Origin of the sequence: Mycobacterium sp. E735, assembly GCF_001666955.1 — a bacterium.
Classification (GTDB): domain Bacteria; phylum Actinomycetota; class Actinomycetes; order Mycobacteriales; family Mycobacteriaceae; genus Mycobacterium.
Genome location: NZ_LZIX01000145.1, coordinates 1 through 16,235, shown reverse-complemented (window position 1 = coordinate 16,235; position 16,235 = coordinate 1). Strand labels below are relative to the sequence as shown.

General features: G+C 68.4%; 17 protein-coding genes. 7 read left to right on the top strand and 10 right to left on the bottom strand.

The window, feature by feature from the left end; genetic code table 11:
- From A5704_RS11570 to A5704_RS11545, 6 genes are read right to left on the bottom strand one after another with little or no spacing between them, the layout of a single operon-like run.
- Window positions 1–1,533, bottom strand: a complete 1,533-nt coding sequence (locus A5704_RS11570) for an acyl-CoA synthetase (protein WP_067889088.1) — start codon at window positions 1,531–1,533, stop codon at window positions 1–3.
- 8 nt (window positions 1,534–1,541) lie between these two features.
- Window positions 1,542–2,414, bottom strand: a complete 873-nt coding sequence (locus tag A5704_RS11565; protein WP_067750253.1) for an enoyl-CoA hydratase-related protein — start codon at window positions 2,412–2,414, stop codon at window positions 1,542–1,544.
- 17 nt (window positions 2,415–2,431) lie between these two features.
- A complete protein-coding gene (locus A5704_RS11560) occupies window positions 2,432–2,668 on the bottom strand; it encodes a lipoyl domain-containing protein (protein WP_067750255.1) in 237 nt (78 codons plus the stop codon).
- Window positions 2,661–3,671: an alpha-ketoacid dehydrogenase subunit beta gene (locus A5704_RS11555; protein WP_067889085.1), complete on the bottom strand. Its 1,011-nt coding sequence runs from the start codon at window positions 3,669–3,671 to the stop codon at window positions 2,661–2,663. Before A5704_RS11555 ends, A5704_RS11560 begins: the two co-directional genes overlap by 8 nt.
- Window positions 3,668–4,651, bottom strand: coding sequence for a thiamine pyrophosphate-dependent dehydrogenase E1 component subunit alpha (locus A5704_RS11550; RefSeq protein ID WP_067889129.1), 984 nt, complete (start codon window positions 4,649–4,651; stop codon window positions 3,668–3,670). The genes A5704_RS11555 and A5704_RS11550 overlap by 4 nt, the downstream gene beginning before the upstream one ends.
- A 4-nt stretch (window positions 4,652–4,655) precedes the next feature.
- Window positions 4,656–5,519: a mycofactocin-coupled SDR family oxidoreductase gene (locus A5704_RS11545; protein ID WP_067750259.1), complete on the bottom strand. Its 864-nt coding sequence runs from the start codon at window positions 5,517–5,519 to the stop codon at window positions 4,656–4,658.
- 286 nt (window positions 5,520–5,805) lie between these two features.
- Between A5704_RS11545 and A5704_RS11540 the strand changes: the two genes are divergently transcribed.
- The 3 genes from A5704_RS11540 to A5704_RS11530 all read left to right on the top strand — a co-directional run bounded on the left by A5704_RS11540 (window position 5,806) and on the right by A5704_RS11530 (window position 9,048).
- A complete protein-coding gene (locus tag A5704_RS11540) occupies window positions 5,806–7,038 on the top strand; it encodes a CaiB/BaiF CoA-transferase family protein (RefSeq protein ID WP_067889082.1) in 1,233 nt (410 codons plus the stop codon).
- A 115-nt stretch (window positions 7,039–7,153) separates the two neighbouring features.
- On the top strand, window positions 7,154–8,518 hold the full coding sequence (locus A5704_RS11535; RefSeq protein WP_067750261.1) for a wax ester/triacylglycerol synthase domain-containing protein: 1,365 nt from the start codon (window positions 7,154–7,156) through the stop codon (window positions 8,516–8,518).
- A gap of 242 nt (window positions 8,519–8,760) precedes the next feature.
- Window positions 8,761–9,048 (top strand): ANTAR domain-containing protein, encoded by a 288-nt coding sequence (locus A5704_RS11530; RefSeq protein WP_067750263.1) that lies wholly within the window; start codon window positions 8,761–8,763, stop codon window positions 9,046–9,048.
- 214 nt (window positions 9,049–9,262) lie between these two features.
- On the opposite strand, the gene A5704_RS11525 is transcribed toward A5704_RS11530, so the two are convergent.
- Window positions 9,263–10,009: an IclR family transcriptional regulator gene (locus tag A5704_RS11525; protein ID WP_067750265.1), complete on the bottom strand. Its 747-nt coding sequence runs from the start codon at window positions 10,007–10,009 to the stop codon at window positions 9,263–9,265.
- Between the two features lie 67 nt (window positions 10,010–10,076).
- Here A5704_RS11525 and A5704_RS11520 point away from each other — a divergent pair, with 67 nt between their 5' ends.
- Window positions 10,077–11,417, top strand: a complete 1,341-nt coding sequence (locus tag A5704_RS11520; RefSeq protein ID WP_067750267.1) for an FAD-binding oxidoreductase — start codon at window positions 10,077–10,079, stop codon at window positions 11,415–11,417.
- Window positions 11,417–12,226: a DAPG hydrolase family protein gene (locus A5704_RS11515; RefSeq protein WP_067750273.1), complete on the top strand. Its 810-nt coding sequence runs from the start codon at window positions 11,417–11,419 to the stop codon at window positions 12,224–12,226. Before A5704_RS11520 ends, A5704_RS11515 begins: the two co-directional genes overlap by 1 nt.
- 16 nt (window positions 12,227–12,242) lie before the next feature.
- Here the strand turns inward: A5704_RS11515 and A5704_RS11510 are convergent, their stop codons facing one another.
- Window positions 12,243–14,009 (bottom strand): DUF4407 domain-containing protein, encoded by a 1,767-nt coding sequence (locus A5704_RS11510; RefSeq protein WP_067750338.1) that lies wholly within the window; start codon window positions 14,007–14,009, stop codon window positions 12,243–12,245.
- A gap of 196 nt (window positions 14,010–14,205) precedes the next feature.
- Between A5704_RS11510 and A5704_RS11505 the strand changes: the two genes are divergently transcribed.
- Both A5704_RS11505 and A5704_RS11500 read left to right on the top strand, forming a co-directional pair.
- The gene (locus tag A5704_RS11505; RefSeq protein ID WP_067750285.1) at window positions 14,206–14,763 is read left to right on the top strand and encodes a hypothetical protein; all 558 of its coding nucleotides are present in this window, start codon (window positions 14,206–14,208) and stop codon (window positions 14,761–14,763) included.
- A 122-nt stretch (window positions 14,764–14,885) separates the two neighbouring features.
- On the top strand, window positions 14,886–15,314 hold the full coding sequence (locus A5704_RS11500) for an SRPBCC family protein (RefSeq protein WP_082950363.1): 429 nt from the start codon (window positions 14,886–14,888) through the stop codon (window positions 15,312–15,314).
- 3 nt (window positions 15,315–15,317) lie between these two features.
- Here A5704_RS11500 and A5704_RS11495 read toward each other — a convergent pair whose 3' ends face one another.
- Together A5704_RS11495 and A5704_RS11490 are read right to left on the bottom strand one after the other, a co-directional pair.
- Window positions 15,318–15,587: a hypothetical protein gene (locus tag A5704_RS11495; RefSeq protein WP_067889079.1), complete on the bottom strand. Its 270-nt coding sequence runs from the start codon at window positions 15,585–15,587 to the stop codon at window positions 15,318–15,320.
- Between the two features lie 91 nt (window positions 15,588–15,678).
- On the bottom strand, window positions 15,679–16,235 hold a 557-nt coding region (locus A5704_RS11490; protein ID WP_156737663.1), incomplete at its 5' end, for a molybdopterin-binding protein.

Sequence of the window (16,235 nt, the reverse complement as noted above, 5' to 3'; positions counted from 1 at the left end):
TCATAGGATCCGCGATGCCCGCCCCTGCCAGTAACGCTCGCGGAGGCGTCTCTTGTACAGCTTTCCGTTCGGGTCCCGGGGCAATTGGGGAACGAATTCGACGGTGCGCGGGCATTTGTAGCCGGCGGCGTGCGCTCGGCAGTATTCGATCAGCTCGGCCTCGAGTTCGGGGCCCGGAGCGACGCCGTCGACCGGCTGCACGACGGCCTTGACCTCCTCGCCGAACTCGTCGTTGGGGACGCCGAAGACGGCCGCGTCGACGAGCTTGGGGTGCATGATCAGCAGGTTCTCGATCTCCTGCGGATAGATGTTCACCCCGCCCGAGACGATCATGAACGTGGACCGGTCGGTGAGGTAGAGATAGCCGTCCTCGTCGAGGAAGCCCATGTCGCCCAGGGTGCGCCAGCCGCGGTCGTTGGACACCGACGCGGTTTTCGCCGGGTCCTTGAAATACTCGAAATCCGGTCCGCCCTCGAAGAACAGCTCCCCGGCCTGCCCGGCGGGCAGCTCGACGCCGTCGTCGCCGACGACGTGCACCGGCGACATGGGCCTGCCCACCGAGCCCGGATGGGCCAGCCACTCCTCCGGACCGATCGTGGTCCCGGCGAATCCTTCTGTGCCGCCGTAGTATTCGTGGATAATCGGCCCGAACCACTTCATCATGTGGTGCTTGACGTCGACTGGGCAGGGCGCGGCCGCGTGGATGACACATTGCAGGCTCGAGACGTCGTAGCGCTCGCGAACCGCCCTGGGCAGCTTGAGCATCCGCACGAACATGGTGGGCACGAATTGGGCGTGCGTGGCGCGGTGGGTCTCGATCAGGGCCAGGACGGCCTCGGCGTCGAACCTGCGCATCAGGACGGCAGCCGCGCCGACGCGGTGGACCGCCATGGTGTAGTTCACCCCGGCGGCATGGTAGAGCGGTGCGGGGGAGAGGTACACGCTCGACCGGCTCATCCCGTACTTGTGGGTGAGCGCCAACTCCAGGACCGCCTGCGCCCACGAGCCGTTGCCGTCGGTCGGGAGGGGGCGCCGGACGGCCTTGGGCCGCCCCGTCGTGCCGGACGAGTACAGCATCTCCGACCCGTCCGCCACGGCCGGCGCGGCGCCGGCCACCGCCAGCGCGTCCTCGTACCCGTCCCACCCGGGCAGCTCGCCCCCCACCACGAGATGGACGGTGACGGCCGCGTTGGCCGCGCGGACGTGCTCGGCCAGATCGGGCATGCTGGCGTCGACGAACACGGCCTTGGCGTCGGAGTCGTCCAGGACGTAGGCGACCTCCTCCGGGGTGAAGTGGGTATTGACCGCGGTGTAGTAGAGACCGGAAAGCTGGCAGGCCCAGGTGATTTCGAGGAATTCGGGCCGGTTCGCCAGGATCAGGGCCACACCGTCGCCCGGGCGCAGCCCGGCGTCATGCAGCGCGGCGGCGACGCGCTGGCTGCGGGCATAGAGTTCGCCGAACGGGATCGCCCGGCCGTCGGCGATCAGGGCCGGCGACGAAGCGGCCGCGATCGCGTGATCGGCGAGATTCACCGGCGGCCCTAAGTGGCTGCGGCGCCGTCAGCCTGGGCGGCCGCCGCGGCCTGCCGCCGGGCGTGCTCGGACGGCAGCACCTTGTCCTTGAACACCGTCTGAATCAGCTGCTGCACATCCTTGCTGATCGAGGCAAGCGCGACGAGATCGTTGGAGCTCTGCCAGTGCACCCGCATGCCCATCAGCTCCCAGGCCCGCTTGAGGTTGGCCTTGGTGAGCATCAGCGTCGTCAACGGTGCCTGGGCGATGTGCCGGGCGATGGCCTCGACACGGTCGTCAAGCTGATCACGCGGGACGACCTCGTTGACCAGGCCGACCTCCAGCGCCTTTCTGGCGTCGATGACCTCGGCGGTGAACAGATAGTACGCCGCACGGCGCCAGTTCATGAACACCCAAGGCTCGATGGAACATTCACCCGAGGGCATGCCGAATCCCTGCAGCGGCGGGTAGGAGAAGTAGGCGTCCTCAGCGGCGATGACGATGTCGGTGGTCAGACCCATATGGGTTCCGCCGCCGACGCAGTAGCCGTGCACCTGCGCGATCGTGGGCTTGGAGAACTCCCACAGGTTCAGGGTCGGCTTGACGAACAGGTCCGACTGCGCCTTCCACGGGTGGCCGGTCACCATGGCGTTCTCCACGAACGACGGGTAGTCAACCGCGTTGTTGCCGATGGCGTGGCCCGAGCAGAAGCCCTTGCCGTTGGCCTTGAGCACGAGCACCTTGATGTCGTAGTCGCGGTCGGCGTCCAGCAGCGCCGCGTCGACCTCTTCGGCAAGCTTCTGATCCTGGGCGTTCGCCTTCTCCGGCCAGTTCAGCGTGACCCGGGCGATGGGTCCCTCTTTTTGGTAGATGATTCTCTCGCGAGTCTCGTTGAGATCCATACGTGCTCACCTTTCGTTCAAGAAGTGATGACGCCGATTTCGGCGCCGATGTCGTAGGTGTTCCCGACCTGCCCCGTCCACCGCACGGTGCCCGACGCTCCCGCTTCGATTTCCTGTTCCACCTTTTCCGTGGCGATCACGTAGATCGGTGTGCCCGCCTCCACGTGCTGGCCGGCGTCGACGAGCAGGCCGGTCAGCTCGGCTTCCGAAACGGCCACCGAGACCCGCGGAATGCGAATGATGAAGTCAGCCATGCGCCCCCGCGCCCGTCTTTTCGAGGGTCCGCTGCGCGGCAGCGACGATCCGCTCGGGCGACGGGTACACCTGCGCCTCGAGCGCCGCCGCGGCCGGGTTGGGGACGAACCGGGCGGCCACCCGTTCGACGGGCGCGGCGAGTTCGGAGAACAACTCCGAGTGCAGGATCGCGGCGATTTCCGCTCCGGGACCGGCGAACTGGACGGCGTCGTGGACGATGACGGCCCGGCGGGTGCGGCGAGCCGAGTCGACGATGGTCTCGACGTCGAGTGGCACCAGGGTGCGCAGGTCGACGACCTCGGCGCTGACGCCCTGATCGTGCAGCATCGCCGCGGCGGCCAGCGCGTCGTGCACGCAGCGTCCGTAGCCGATCAGGCTCACGTCGGTGCCCGGCCGCTTGATGTCGGCCTGGCCCAACGGGATTGAAAACCCGGGCTCGACCGGGACGGGGCCCTTCTTGCCCTGGAGCCGGATCGTCTCGACGAACAGGCAGGGATCCGGGTCGAAGATCGCCGCCGTCAGGAGGCCCTTCCCGTCCCGCGGAGTGGAGGGCACGATCACCTTCATGCCGGGGATGTGCATGAACCATGCCTCCAGGCTTTGCGAGTGCGTCGCGCCGGTGGCCAGCCCGGCGTACACCTGGGTGCGGATGGTGAGCGGTGCCGTCGTGCGTCCGGCGGTCATGAAGCGCAACTTCGCCGCGTTGTTGATCAGCTGATCGGCGGCGATGCCGATGAAATCCATGATCATGATCTCGGCCACCGGCAGCAGGCCGTCGATGGCGGCGCCGATCGCCGCGCCGACGATCGCCGCCTCCGAGATCGGGGTGTCCAGCACCCGCTCGTGGCCATACTTCGTCGACAGCCCCGCGGTCGGACCGGACGCGCCGGGATCGGCGATGTCCTCACCGAGCAGGAAGACCCTGTCGTCGGCCGCCAGGGCCTGATCCAGCGCGAGGTTCAGCGCCTCGCGCATGGTCAGCTCTTGTTCTTGCGCGCTCATACCGGATACCCGATCGGGGTCGCGTACACGTCGGAGTCCAGCTCGTCGATCGACGGGCCGTCGGCGCCCATCACGGTGTGCAGCGCCGCTTCCACTGTTGCCGTTGCCTCATCGTCGATGCGGTCGAGCTCCTCGGAATTGCAGACGCCGGCCTCGACGAGGTGGTTGCGGAACCGGGGGACCGGGTCGGCTTGGATCGCGGCGGCCAACTGCTCCTTGGGGATGTAGGGCATCCGGTCGCCGAAGTAATGGCCGCGGAACCGGAACGTCACGCACTCGATGAAGGTGGGGCCTTCGCCGGAGCGGGCCCGCTGCAGTGCGTCGTCGAGCGCGGCTTTGACTGCCAGCGGGTCGTTGCCGTCGACGCGCACCCCGGGCATGCCGTAGCCCGCCGCCCGGTCGGCGACGTGTGCGAGCTTCATGGTGTCGACGGTCGGCGTCATTTCGGCGTACAGGTTGTTCTGGCAGACGAAGACCACCGGTAGGTCCCACAGCGCGGCCATGTTCGCCGCCTCGTGGAAGGACCCGGTGTTGGTGGCGCCGTCGCCGAAGCTGACCACCGTGACGCGATCGGAGCCCTTGCGTTTGGCGGCCATCGCCAGCCCCACCGCCACCGGGGGGCCGGCCCCGACGATGCCGGTCGAAAGCATTACGCCCTTATCGGGTTTGGCGATGTGCATGGTGCCACCCTTGCCGCGGCCCGCGCCGACGACGCGGCCCATCATCTCGCCGTAGATCTCTTCCAGTGGGACGCCCTTGCCGATGAGGTCGTGCAGACCGCGGTAGGTGGTCACCAGTTGGTCGTCGGGGCGCAATGCGACACCCATCGCGGCGGCGATGGCCTCCTGGCCGCGTGAGGGCCAATACACGCACATGAACTCGCCGGTGCCAATGCCTTTGGACAGCCGATCGTCGGCGACCTTCATCAGCACCATCAGCTCGTACAGGCGGCGCTCGACACCGGCGGCCCCGTCGCTCATGCGGTCACGCACCGGACCACGGCTTGACCTTCAGGAAGCCGCCCCCGTCGACACGGAGTTGCTGCCCGGTGATGTACCGCGCCGCGTCGGAGGCGAGGAACAACACCGCCTCGCTGATGTCCTCGGGCTCGACGTAGGGGATCGGCATCGCCTGCACGAGCGGGAAAACCGGTTCGGCGTCCTCGCGGGCGGGATCCTTCAGGTCCGGCCGGAAGGCGCGATACATCGGCGGGCTGTGCAGCATGTCGGTGTTCACGTTGGTGGGGTGCACCGCATTCATCCGGATGGAGAACCGGGCGAGCGCCAAGGCGAAGTCGTTGACATAATGCGCCGCAGCCAATTTCGCGAAGGCATAGCCGGCCCCGCCGGGGCCACCGTCGATGCCCGTGGTGTTCATCGACGACATGAACGCGGCGTTGGATCCGATCACGATGATCGAGGCGCCGGCTTGCAGGTGCTTGAGGCTCGCGTGCACCAGATTCAGCACGCCGACCAGGTCCACGTCCACGGCGTCGGCGAAGGCCTGCGGCGGCAGGCCCGCGGTCAGGGGGCAGATGCCCGCGTTGGCGACGACGACGTCGAGATGGCCGAACTCGGCGACACCCTCGTCGATCGCCGCGGACAGGGCGGCGCGGTCGCGGACGTCGGCAACCGCGGTGAACGCGCGCTGCCCCTCCTTCTCGACCAACCGGGCCGTCTCGTCCAGGTCTTCGCGCCGGGCCAGGGGATATTCGTTGGTCTCGATGTCGGCGCATAGGTCCACCGCGATGATGTCCGCGCCCTCGGCGGCCAGCATCCGCGCATGCGAACGGCCTTGCCCGCGCGCGGCGCCACTGATCACGGCCACCTTTCCCGCTACCCTGCCCATCGCCCGTCCTTCGTCCGTGTGGCTATGCCGCGAGCCACGTTGGTGCGCAACATTTTTGAGCGGTGCCGCGAGCGGCCGAGCGGAACCGGATCGGGCACCCGCGTGGCTGCTCTGAGAGACGGCGCGCGTTCACCGCGGGGTGGCGTCGGAATCGGGCCGACGGTCGGATCCATCGCATCTCTTCCACGAAAAACTGCGCTGACCTGCAGCGGGTCTACCGCTACGCCCTAGACTAGCTAGAATATCTAAAATAGCAAGGAATGGCGGTCGACCGAGGGAGTTGGCGATGTCTGGCGTGCGCGGGGGTGTGCTCCAAGGGGTGCGGGTCGTTGAGTTGGCGTCGTGGACCTATGTGCCGTCGGCCGGTGCGGCCCTGTCGGACTGGGGTGCCGACGTGATCAAAGTCGAAGGCGTCGCCTCCGGCGATCCGGGACGCGCGCTGGTCGTCGGTGGGTTCACCCGGCAGGCGGCTCGCCCGGACGCCGACTTCATCCTCGAGTTGGGGAACCGCGGCAAGCGCAGCATCGCCGTCGACATCAAATCCGAGACGGGCCGGGAGCTGTTCGGCCGCCTGCTGGCGAGTGCCGATGTGTTCCTTACCAATTGGTTGCCCGGCGCACTCGAGCGGGCCCGGCTGACCGTCGACGACATCCGGTCGTTCAACCCGAGGATCATCATCGCGCGCGGCACCGGGCTGGGGGTGCGGGGCCCGGATCGCGATCGCGGAGGCTTCGACGCGGCCACCTACCTCGCGCGCGGCGGCGTCGCCTACACGCTCACGCCCTTCGGCACCGACACGCCCGCCGTGCAGGGTCCTGGGTTCGGCGACCTCCAGGGTGGCGCGACGCTCGCCGGCGGTGTCTGCGCCGCGCTGTTTCATCGCGAGCGCACCGGTGAGCCGACGATCGTCGACTCGTCGCTGCTGGCGCAGGCGATGTGGGCGATAGCGCCGTCCATCTCGGCGGCCGATTTCTTCGACATCGACGGGATCCCGGGCGCACCGCCCGGCTTGGCCATCAACCCGCTCGTCAACCGGTACAAGACCCGCGACGGCAGGTGGATCCAGTTGGTCTTCTTGCAACCGGACAAGTTCTGGGTGGGATTCTGCGAACGCATGGGCCTGGCGGAACTGGCGACCGACGAGCGATTCGTCCCGTCGAGCAACCTGATAGCCAACGCCGCCGCGGCCACCGAGACCCTGACCAACGTCTTCGCCCGACACGACCTCGCGCACTGGCAGAAGGCGCTCGAGGACGAGCCCGGTGTGTGGGGCGCCCTGGCGACGCCGCGGGAGACCCTCAACGATCCGCAGGTCGAACCGAACGGATACGTGGTGACCAACGTCGACGACCGCGGGGAGAAGTACCGGATCGTGGCGGCGCCCGTGCAGTTCGACGAAACGCCGCCGGCGCCGGCGCGCGCGCCCGAACACGGCCAGCACACCGAGGAGATCCTGCTGGAGCTCGACGTCGACTGGGACGACATCGCCAGGGCCAAGGACCTCGGGGCGATCCTGTGAGCCTCGCCGCCAGTCGACGAAAGGCGCTAACTGTGGGGACCAAAGTCATCGCCTGCCGATAACCCGGTGACCTGAGACGCCCGCAGTCGTACGTTCTGTGCAAAGGAGCACGGACATGACTGCATTCATGCGCGCGAGCGACGCGTTCACCTGGGCAATGGAAAGCGACCCACGGCTGCGATCGACCGTGGTCAGCGTCGTACTTCTGGACCGGTCGCCGGACTGGGACGAGGTGCGGAGACGATTCGACTTGATCAGCCGCAAACTGCCCATGTTCAGGCAGCGCGTGGTGCAGTCGCCCCCGCCGGCCCCGCCGCGCTGGGAGCACTACCGGGATTTCGACCTGGACTATCACCTGCGCCGTGCGAGCATTCCGGGACCAGGGACGCTCGACGACGTGCTCGAGATGGCGCGCGTGGCCGAGATGCAGGACTTCGACCGGGCTCGCGCGCTGTGGGAAACGACGTTCATCGACGGCCTGGCCAACGGGGGCGCGGCCCTGATCTGCAAGTTTCACCACGCGCTCACCGACGGGGTCGGGGGGGTGCAGATCGCGATGCACCTCTTCGACCTCTCCGAGGACCTGTCGCGCGTTGAACCCCTGCCGCCCGAGCCGGAGGCGGCGGAGTCGGGGCTGCTGGGTGGATATCGCGACGCCGCGCGCTACGACTCCGGCCTGCTGGGCACCGCCCTGACGGGCGCGGCGACCCGGGTCCCGCGGTTGATGTACGACGGCATTCGGCGGCCCGTCGACACCATCCGGTCCGCGGCGAACACCGCCGCTTCGGTCTACCGAACCGTCCGGCCGATAAACAGCCCCGGGTCGCCGTTGGCGACGGAACGGGGCCTGATCCGGCGGCTCGGGGTGCATCAGGTGGCGATGCGGCCGCTCCGGGAGGCCGCGCATCGTTGCGGTGGGGCGTTGAACGACGCATTCGTCGCGGGGGTGGCGGGTGGGCTGCGGCTCTACCACGAGAAGCACGGTGTCGCGGTCGGCGACTTGCACATCACGATGCCGATCAGCCTGCGGACCAAAGACGATGGCATGGGCGGGAACCGGATCACACTGATGCGCTTCGACGTGCCCGTCGGCGAGGCCGACCCGGCGAAGCGCATCCAAGCGATCCGGCAGCGCACCGCGGCGGTGCGCAACGAAAGATCCCTGCCATACACGCAATTGATCGCCGGGATGCTCAATCTGGCGCCCCGGTGGTACATCGGCTCGGTCCTGCGCCACGTGGACTTCGTGGCGAGCGATGTGCCAGGCGTACCCGTACCGGTCTTCCTCGGCGGTGCCCCGGTGCGAGCGCAATACGCGTTCGGCCCCACCATCGGCTCAGCAGTCAACGTCACCCTTCTCACGTATGTCGACACGTGCGGGCTCGGCCTGAACGTCGACACCACCGCAATTCCGGACTACGACGTCTTCCACGACGCCATCGTCGGCGGCTTCGACGAATTACTCGCGTTGGCAACCTAATTCGCGGTAGCCGGATTGCAACACAATCCGGAATTCCTCCGGAGTCGTTGGTTAGCAGCCGATCCCGAAACGGTCACGGCCCGATATCAATCCCGGCGGCGCTCTGGCACAACGCGATCAATCGACAAATCATGGCACAGGGCGCCTTTGAGGTTTGCGGCCGCGACGATGCGTAGCGCAGGAATTCCTCGTCCGCGATTCAGTGGCGGATTCGTGACGGCGCCGCAGGAGGTATCCACAATATGACGGCGAACTGGGTCCCTGCCCAGACTTCGTGTGGCCCGAATTCCGGTCGCATCCTCGACACCGCGCGGGGCATACTCATCGGCCTGCGCCGGTGCCCGTCCGAAGCCGCCCTGGACGAATTGCACAGCGCGGCCTTGCGGCACAAAGTGCCGGTATTCGCGATGGCGTGGGCCCTGGTGCATTTGGCCGGCGATGGCGAGAAGACACCGAGCTTCACCGACGCGCAATCCGCGGCTCGGCACGAATGGGGACGTTTGTTCTCCTCCGCCGCAGTGACCTGTTGAGCGGGGATCGAGACGCAGGGACGGCCGAGCTTTCGAGGGGTAACCCGGCCGTCCCCAACCACAACGACGCAAAGGCGCGCGCGGAGGGTGGCGCTTTTGGGCTTCGGTTGCAGTGGCCGGCACGCGGGCGGGGGGTGCGGCGGTCTCGGCGAAATCGCGCGACCAATCGGCCCGCGCCCGAAATCGACTATGGGATCAACCTGGTCCGCTGACGTCAGCGTGCCCAGGCCGGTGATTCGGCCGCGGCGCGCAATGCGTCGACGATGCGCTGTTCTTTCTCGCCGAACCGCTCGGTGGGAGCAGGCACGGAGATGGCAACCACGTTGTCACCCACGGTGCGCCGCGCGATGGCGGCTGCCGAGATCCCCGGGGTGTGCTCGTCGCGATCGAAAGCGATTCCGGTGCGCCGGATTTCGGCGACCTCCCCGCGGAGCCGGTCGGCGGCCTCGGCACCCAATCGGGACATGACCGACTCGGCGTCGGCGTCGTCCAGCGCCGCGAGGGCGGCCTTGCCGTTCGCCGTCGACTCGAGGGGGAACCGGACGCCGACCGCGGAAACCGCGCGCAGGCGATGCGACGATTCCAACTGGTCGACGAACCACATCCGCTGCCCCCGCAGCACCGACAGGTCGACCGTCTCGCCGTCGGTCGCGCGCGCCACCCGCTCGATCGTGGGGCGGAAGACCGCCGTGATGTGCGCCCCGTCGGAATTGCCGAATCCCAGCAGGCGGTCGCCGAGGGCAATGCGGCCCTGCCCGTCGACGCTGGCCAAGCCCACCTCGACCAGACCGACCAGCAGCCGCCGCGCCGTCGACTTGGCCAGCCCGAGCCGCTCGCCGAGGTCGACCAGACGCAGCCGCCCCGGCTCGGCGGCGATCTCGTCCAGCGCGGCGGCCGCGCGGCGTAGCACCTGGATGCCTTCGTCGCGACCAGTTGGCGAATTTTCCCCCGTGGACGGCATTCCTCCACTATAGTGTTCCGCATCCCGGATCACAAAGATCCGAACTCCGAATCAAAGGGGATGGTCGATGAGCGGGCTGCCGGCCGGACGGCACTACTTTCGGGGTGATGACGGCTACGAGGCGGCCCGCCGGGGCACCGTTTGGCACCAGCGGGTGCCCGAACGCCACCCCGAGGTGATCGTGCAGGCCATCGACGCCGACGACATCGTCGCCGGCATCCGGTACGCCACGACCCACGGGCTCAAGGTCAGCATCGTTTCGGGCGGACACAGCTTCGCGGCCAGCCACCTGCGCGATGGTTCCGTGCTGCTCGACGTCAGCCGGCTCGACCACGCCGTCATCGACGCCGAGAAGCGCCTCGCCCAAGTGGGTCCGGGCAAGGGCGGCAGCCTGCTGATGGCCGACCTCGAGGCGCAGGGGCTGTTCTTTCCCGGTGGCCACTGCAAGGGCGTCTGTCTGGGCGGCTACCTGCTGCAGGGCGGCTACGGCTGGAACAGCCGCGTCTACGGCCCGGCCTGCGAGAGCGTCATCGGCCTCGACGTCGTGACCGCCGAAGGCGAACAGATTCACTGCGACGCCAGCAACAACGCCGACCTCTACTGGGCCGCCCGCGGCGCCGGCCCCGGCTTCTTCGGCGTGGTCACCTCGTTCTACCTCAAGCTCTATCCGCGACCGGGCGCCTGCGGCACCAGCGTCTACGTCTACCCGTTCGAGCTGGCCGACGAGGTCTTCACATGGACCCGCGCGGTCAGTGCCGAAGTGGACCCCCGCGTCGAGCTGCAGGCCGTGGCCTCACGCGGTGAACCGAACATGGGCATCGACACCCCGGTCATCTCGCTGGCGTCGCCCGCCTTCGCGGACTCCGACGAGGAGGCGGAAAAGGCCCTGGCGCTGTTCGGCAGCTGCCCGGTCGCCGATCGGGCGCTCGTCAAGATTCCTTATATGCCAACCGATTTGCCGAGCTGGTATGACGTCGCGATGAGCCACTACCTGTCCGACCACCACTACGCCGTCGACAACATGTGGACGTCGGCACCGGCCGAGGACCTGCTGCCGGGCATCCGGACGATCCTGGACACGATGCCGCCGCATCCCGCGCACTTCCTCTGGCTGAACTGGGGCCCCTGCCCGCCCCGCCAGGACATGGCCTACAGCATCGAGGGCGACATCTACCTTGCGCTCTACGGTTCGTGGAAGGACCCGGCCGACGAGGCGAAGTACGCGGACTGGGCGCGGTCCAACATGGCCGCGATGTCAGAGTTCGCGATCGGCATTCAGCTCGCCGACGAGAACCTCGGCCAGCGGCCCGCGCGGTTCGCCAGTGACGCCGCCATGGCCAAGCTCGACCGCGTGCGCGCCGAGTACGACCCCGACGGCTTGTTCAACAGCTGGATGGGACGACTCTGATGGCCACCGACCTCTATCTGGGCTACCGCGGCGACGACGCGAACACCCCTTTCGGCAAGTTCTTCACGCCCGAAATGGCCCCGCTGCCACGCCACGTCGTGGAGGCGCTCGAACACGGGCCGCAAGGCGCCATGGCGCTGCCGTCGTTCGACGACGCCGCGCGGGTGGCCGACGACGGGTACCAGCAGACCGAGAACGGGTACGGGGCCCTCGACGACGGCGGCTACCAGGTGTCGGTGCGCACCGACATGCCGGGGGTCACCCCGGCGATGTGGTCGTGGTGGTTCGGCTGGCACGGCTGTGACACCCGCCGGTACAAGCTCTGGCATCCCCGGGCGCACCTGGCCGCCGCCTGGAAGGACGGCGACGACACGGGCCGCCGGGGCGCCCGGCGTTACATCGGCCGCTGGTCGCTGATCAGCGAATACATCGGCTCGACAATCCTCAACGGCGCAATCCAATTCGTCGAGCCGGCAAGCATGGGCTGCCCGCCCGACGACGATCGCGCGGTGGCGATCTGTGCCCGGCTCGGATCCAGCGAGGCCCCGGTGGACGTCGGCTGGTTCATCCACCACGTCCGGTCGACCCCCGGCGGCGCGGAGATGCGGTCACGGTTCTGGATGGGCGGACGGCACATCGCGGTGCGCAACGTCCCCGGCGTCGCGTCGCGGGCCGTGCGCCCCATCGCCTCGCGGGTGCTCGGCAACGCCGAGACCAGCGCGCGCAACCTGCTGGTGCACTGCGCCCAGGAGATGAATCATCTGGCGGCCTTCCTGCCGGAGCTCCACGCGGCCTTCGGCGACGAGTAGGCGCGCGGACGCCGCGCTAAGCGGGCGGGAGCTGACGCGGGCCTTCGGGGGCGCCCAACTCGGCCGGCCCGTCCCGCCTGGCGAGCTCCCGATCGTCGCTTCGCCGCGCCTTCCCGAGCGACCGCGCGTGCCGGTCCGGACCGCCCAGCCGTGAGTGCGGGGACGGGCCGGTTCGGTCTCGGGCCGAGTCGACGAAAGCTCTTGTAGGGAAGGGGGATTCGCTCGTCTCCGAAGGCCGCTCGGCACGTTCGCCAGGCTCGGAGCTTTCGGAGTCGACCGTGACTTTGTGGGTGCGTCGCATCGAGAAGGTGAACTCCTCGACCTCTTCGAAGACCTGGCGCGCGGTGCGCAGCGGTGCGGTCGTGGTGTCGATCACCCGCCCCACAAACGGGGGCACCAACGGGCGAATCCATCGCGCGGCGGCCTTGGTGGCGTCGGGAATCGACGGGATGAGCGACGTGCCGCGTTCTTCGTGCGCCACCACGTCGCGCTGGACGGGCGCCGGCAGATTCTCCACGTCGGCGATCTGCGCCGGCGCGGGAAGGCCGACAATCGCCCGGCTGGCGGCCTCGGCTTCCGCGGCGATCGGCAGATAGATGTCTTCGTCGGCCGGTTCGATGGGCCGTTGCGACGACGCCCGCACCGGGGGATCGATGGCGTCCGCGATTCGCCGGCGCTGCTGCTCCCGGTCGATCTCGGTCTGCGCCTCGATGGCGAGCCGGGCCTGAGTGAGTTGATGCTCGGCCCACAGGATTTCGGCCTCGCGGCGGACCTCTGCCCGCTTGATCGCGATCGCGGTGTCGGCCTCGAGTTCCGCGCGTTCACGATCCGCGCGTGCCGCCGCGCGCCGGTCGAGCGCGGTCTCGCCGCGCCACCGCCTCAGGATCAGGGGCAACACGTAGAGCAGCACGCAGAACGCGATGGTCAGCAGCCGCAAGGTCAGCGCCCCGGCGTCGGTGCGGGTGAGGTCGTTCATCGCGACCCAGCGAGCGCCCAGGCCGCGATCGGCGCCCGCGACCGCGCCGCGACGCGCCTCGTCGAGTGCTTGCTGCTCGCGGGAGATCCTGGCGTCCAGCTCCGGGGCCTGTCGATCCCGGACCGCGAGCGCATCGTCCAGTTCATGCTGTGCGTCCGCGAGAAGCTCGTTCGCCGTTCGTGTTTCGGGCCCGACACCGGGGACACCCGTGATGCGGGTTTGTGGGCAGGCGGGAGTGGGATGGTATTCGCAGCGGGCGATGACCAGGGCCCGATCCTGCTGCTGATGAGCGCCGTCGACGGCGCCGTCGAGCGCGGCCCGCGCATCCCTGGTTTGTTGCAGGGACGCCGACGCCTGCGCGACGGCCGGCGCCGAGCCGGCATTGCGCAGGGCACGTTCGTCGAGGCGATGGTCGATCGAGCCGGAAAGCAGGACGAGTGCGGCCAGTTCGCCGACGATGACCCCGAGCGCGGTCGCGACCGACGCGCGCCCCGCCGTGCCGACCCGGCCGCGCTGGGACCCGGACGTGGTGGCGCGGGCAACCGCGCCGACCAGCAACCCGAAGACCACCGTCAGCGGCAGTACGGAGGCGAGTGACCAGCGGCCGGTCTCGCCGACCGCCAGGGTCGCGACGAGCACGGCCAGCACCGCCCCGAACAACACCACCGCGCCGGCGCCGGTCTCGGCGGCGTGCGTGGAGCGCTCGCCGCGATCAGCGGGTTCGCGCCATTGCCCGCCGCCGAGCCACGTGAGCAGGCCGGCGGGCCACCACGCCGACCGCTTCTCGGTAACTTCCTGGGCGCACATCGAAAACACCTCCCAAGCCAACAAGCCTCCCAGGCGACCGCCCGTCGGATCGAATCGAAGCCCCCCGGGTGTGGCGTGCCTCACAATCCGACGGCTCGCCGGCCATCCCGGCGGGCGAGCCGTGGTGGTCGCGGATTTGCGCGACGCGTGCAGATCAGCGACGGTTCCGGCGGCCGGCGTGAGACGGTATGAGCCTATGGAGACTCACGATTTTGTCACCTACGAAGAGTTTGGTCGCAGATTCTTCGAGGTCGCTGTCACTCCCGAGCGTGTCGCCGCCGCGTTCGCCGACATCGCCGGCAACGAGTTCGCCATGGAGCCCATCGCGCAGGGCCCCGGCGGAATCGCCAAGGTCAGCGCCAACGTCAAGATCCACGAGCCCAAGGTCACCCGCCGCCTGGGTGACAGCATCACGTTCAGCATCCACATCCCGTTGTCGATCGACCTGCTGCTCGACCTCCGGCTCGACAAGCAGCGGTTCGTCGTCTCCGGAGACATCGCATTGCGGGCCACGGCGCGGGCCGCCGAGCCGCTGTTGCTGATCGTCGACGTCGCGAAGCCCCGGCCTTCCGACATCACCGTCAACGTGTCGTCGAAGTCCTTCCGCGGCGAGGTGCTGCGCATCCTCGCCGGCGTCGACGGCGAAATCCGCCGGTTCGTCGCCCAGTACGTCGCCGAGGAGATCGACTCGCCGCAGTCGCAGGCCGCGCAGATCATCGACGTGGCGCAACAACTGCAGGAGGCCTGGCCCTAGGGCCCCCGGCGCGACGCATAGCCCCGGTCGTCTGCGGGTACTCAGTGCGGGTTGCGCGCCGGGTCGCCTGTGCTGCCGTGCCGGCGCCGACCGCGATCATCGTCGGGGAGGAGCGGGGAAACTTGGCACGTGTAGATGTCTCGGTGTCGTCGGAGGTGGATCCGGAGGCCGCCTGGAAGCTGGCGTCCGACCTGAGTCGGTTCGACGAGTGGATGACGATTTTCGCCGGGTGGCGCGGACCCGTTCCCGACAAGATCGAGGAGGGCACCTGCGTCTCGTCGTGCGTGAAGGTCAAGGGCTTTCGCAACGTCATCCACTGGACGGTGACCCGCTACGACGAGCCGAAAGCGATTGAGCTGCAAGGTCGCGGTCGCGGGGGGATTCGGCTCGGGGTGGCCATGACGGTCACGAGCAAGGATCCCGGAACCGACTTTCATCTCACGGCGGATCTGCGGGGCGGATTGCTCGGCGGGCCGATCGGCGGGTTGGTGGCCCGGGTGCTTCGATCGGATGTGGAGAAGTCCGTGAAGAACCTGGCCGCTCTGCAATAGGGGCTACCGCGCCGCGTGGCCGATCGGCCAATCCCGTTCCGCCTGGCGAGTCCGCCTGCGGTCCATGCCAAGCCAGTCCAGCCCGGCACCGAACGCGAGCAGGGCAACGATCGCCGCGGCGACGCCCGCGCCGGCGTGGCCGAGTGCGAAGGTCGCCACGCACACCACGAATGCCAGGGCGGCGGCCACGATGACGACGAGCCCGGGCGTGCGTTCAGCCTGGCGTGCCGAGTCCCGGCGGCTGGTCCGAGCGTGAGCGGGGCTGTGCGTCATGGGGGGCGTCTCCTCTGGTCAATTCCTTTGGGCCGCTTAGTTGTGCTACCCGGAATGCCGTCGGGACAAACGACCGACGCGTCGACGCCGACTACAGCGTCTGATGCCGTCCGAAGTACTTGTGGTCCTCGCTGTAGCCGCCGTAACCGCTGCCGATGTCGCGGTAGTCGGCGACGAACTCGATCCCCTTGATCCACTTCACGAGCTTGAAGCCGTGCTGCAATTCGTTGCGCAGACGCAGCGGCCTGCCGTGCATGTAGGGGAGAGGTTGGTCGTTCATCTTGTAGGCCAGCATGGTCATGTGGTGGTCCATCTGGCCGATGTGATGGGCGTTGTAGTAGATGCCGCCCGTCGCGCCCAGGCCCATCGAATAGAACACCGCCCAGTTGGCTTCCGGCAGCGGCTTGACGATGTCCATGATCGTCTTCATCTGCACGCCACCCCATTTGGCGACGCCCGACCAGGCCTGGATGCAGAAGTGCTGGCTGATCTGCTCGTGGTAGGGCAGTGCCATCAGGTCCTCGAGCGAGAACTCCATCGGGTGCTCGACGAGACCGTAGACCTTCAGCCGCCAGTCCTTGAAGTCGTTTGCCTCCAGCTCTTTGTACTCGACGGTCTCCGGCAGGCGCCCGTTGCGCCAATGATGCG

Bases quoted from the DNA above. Each gene is read 5' to 3' on its own strand.
- A5704_RS11515 (WP_067750273.1), top strand. From the start codon at position 11,417: ATGGCCACCGACCTCTATCTGGGCTACCGCGGCGACGACGCGAACACC.
- A5704_RS11550 (WP_067889129.1), bottom strand. From the start codon at position 4,651: ATGAGCGACGGGGCCGCCGGTGTCGAGCGCCGCCTGTACGAGCTGATG.
- A5704_RS11530 (WP_067750263.1), top strand. From the start codon at position 8,761: ATGACGGCGAACTGGGTCCCTGCCCAGACTTCGTGTGGCCCGAATTCC.
- A5704_RS11510 (WP_067750338.1), bottom strand. From the start codon at position 14,009: ATGTGCGCCCAGGAAGTTACCGAGAAGCGGTCGGCGTGGTGGCCCGCC.
- A5704_RS11520 (WP_067750267.1), top strand. From the start codon at position 10,077: ATGAGCGGGCTGCCGGCCGGACGGCACTACTTTCGGGGTGATGACGGC.
- A5704_RS11505 (WP_067750285.1), top strand. From the start codon at position 14,206: ATGGAGACTCACGATTTTGTCACCTACGAAGAGTTTGGTCGCAGATTC.
- A5704_RS11535 (WP_067750261.1), top strand. From the start codon at position 7,154: ATGACTGCATTCATGCGCGCGAGCGACGCGTTCACCTGGGCAATGGAA.
- A5704_RS11560 (WP_067750255.1), bottom strand. From the start codon at position 2,668: ATGGCTGACTTCATCATTCGCATTCCGCGGGTCTCGGTGGCCGTTTCG.
- A5704_RS11555 (WP_067889085.1), bottom strand. From the start codon at position 3,671: ATGAGCGCGCAAGAACAAGAGCTGACCATGCGCGAGGCGCTGAACCTC.
- A5704_RS11545 (WP_067750259.1), bottom strand. From the start codon at position 5,519: ATGGGCAGGGTAGCGGGAAAGGTGGCCGTGATCAGTGGCGCCGCGCGC.
- A5704_RS11565 (WP_067750253.1), bottom strand. From the start codon at position 2,414: ATGGATCTCAACGAGACTCGCGAGAGAATCATCTACCAAAAAGAGGGA.
- A5704_RS11525 (WP_067750265.1), bottom strand. From the start codon at position 10,009: ATGCCGTCCACGGGGGAAAATTCGCCAACTGGTCGCGACGAAGGCATC.
- A5704_RS11540 (WP_067889082.1), top strand. From the start codon at position 5,806: ATGTCTGGCGTGCGCGGGGGTGTGCTCCAAGGGGTGCGGGTCGTTGAG.
- A5704_RS11495 (WP_067889079.1), bottom strand. From the start codon at position 15,587: ATGACGCACAGCCCCGCTCACGCTCGGACCAGCCGCCGGGACTCGGCA.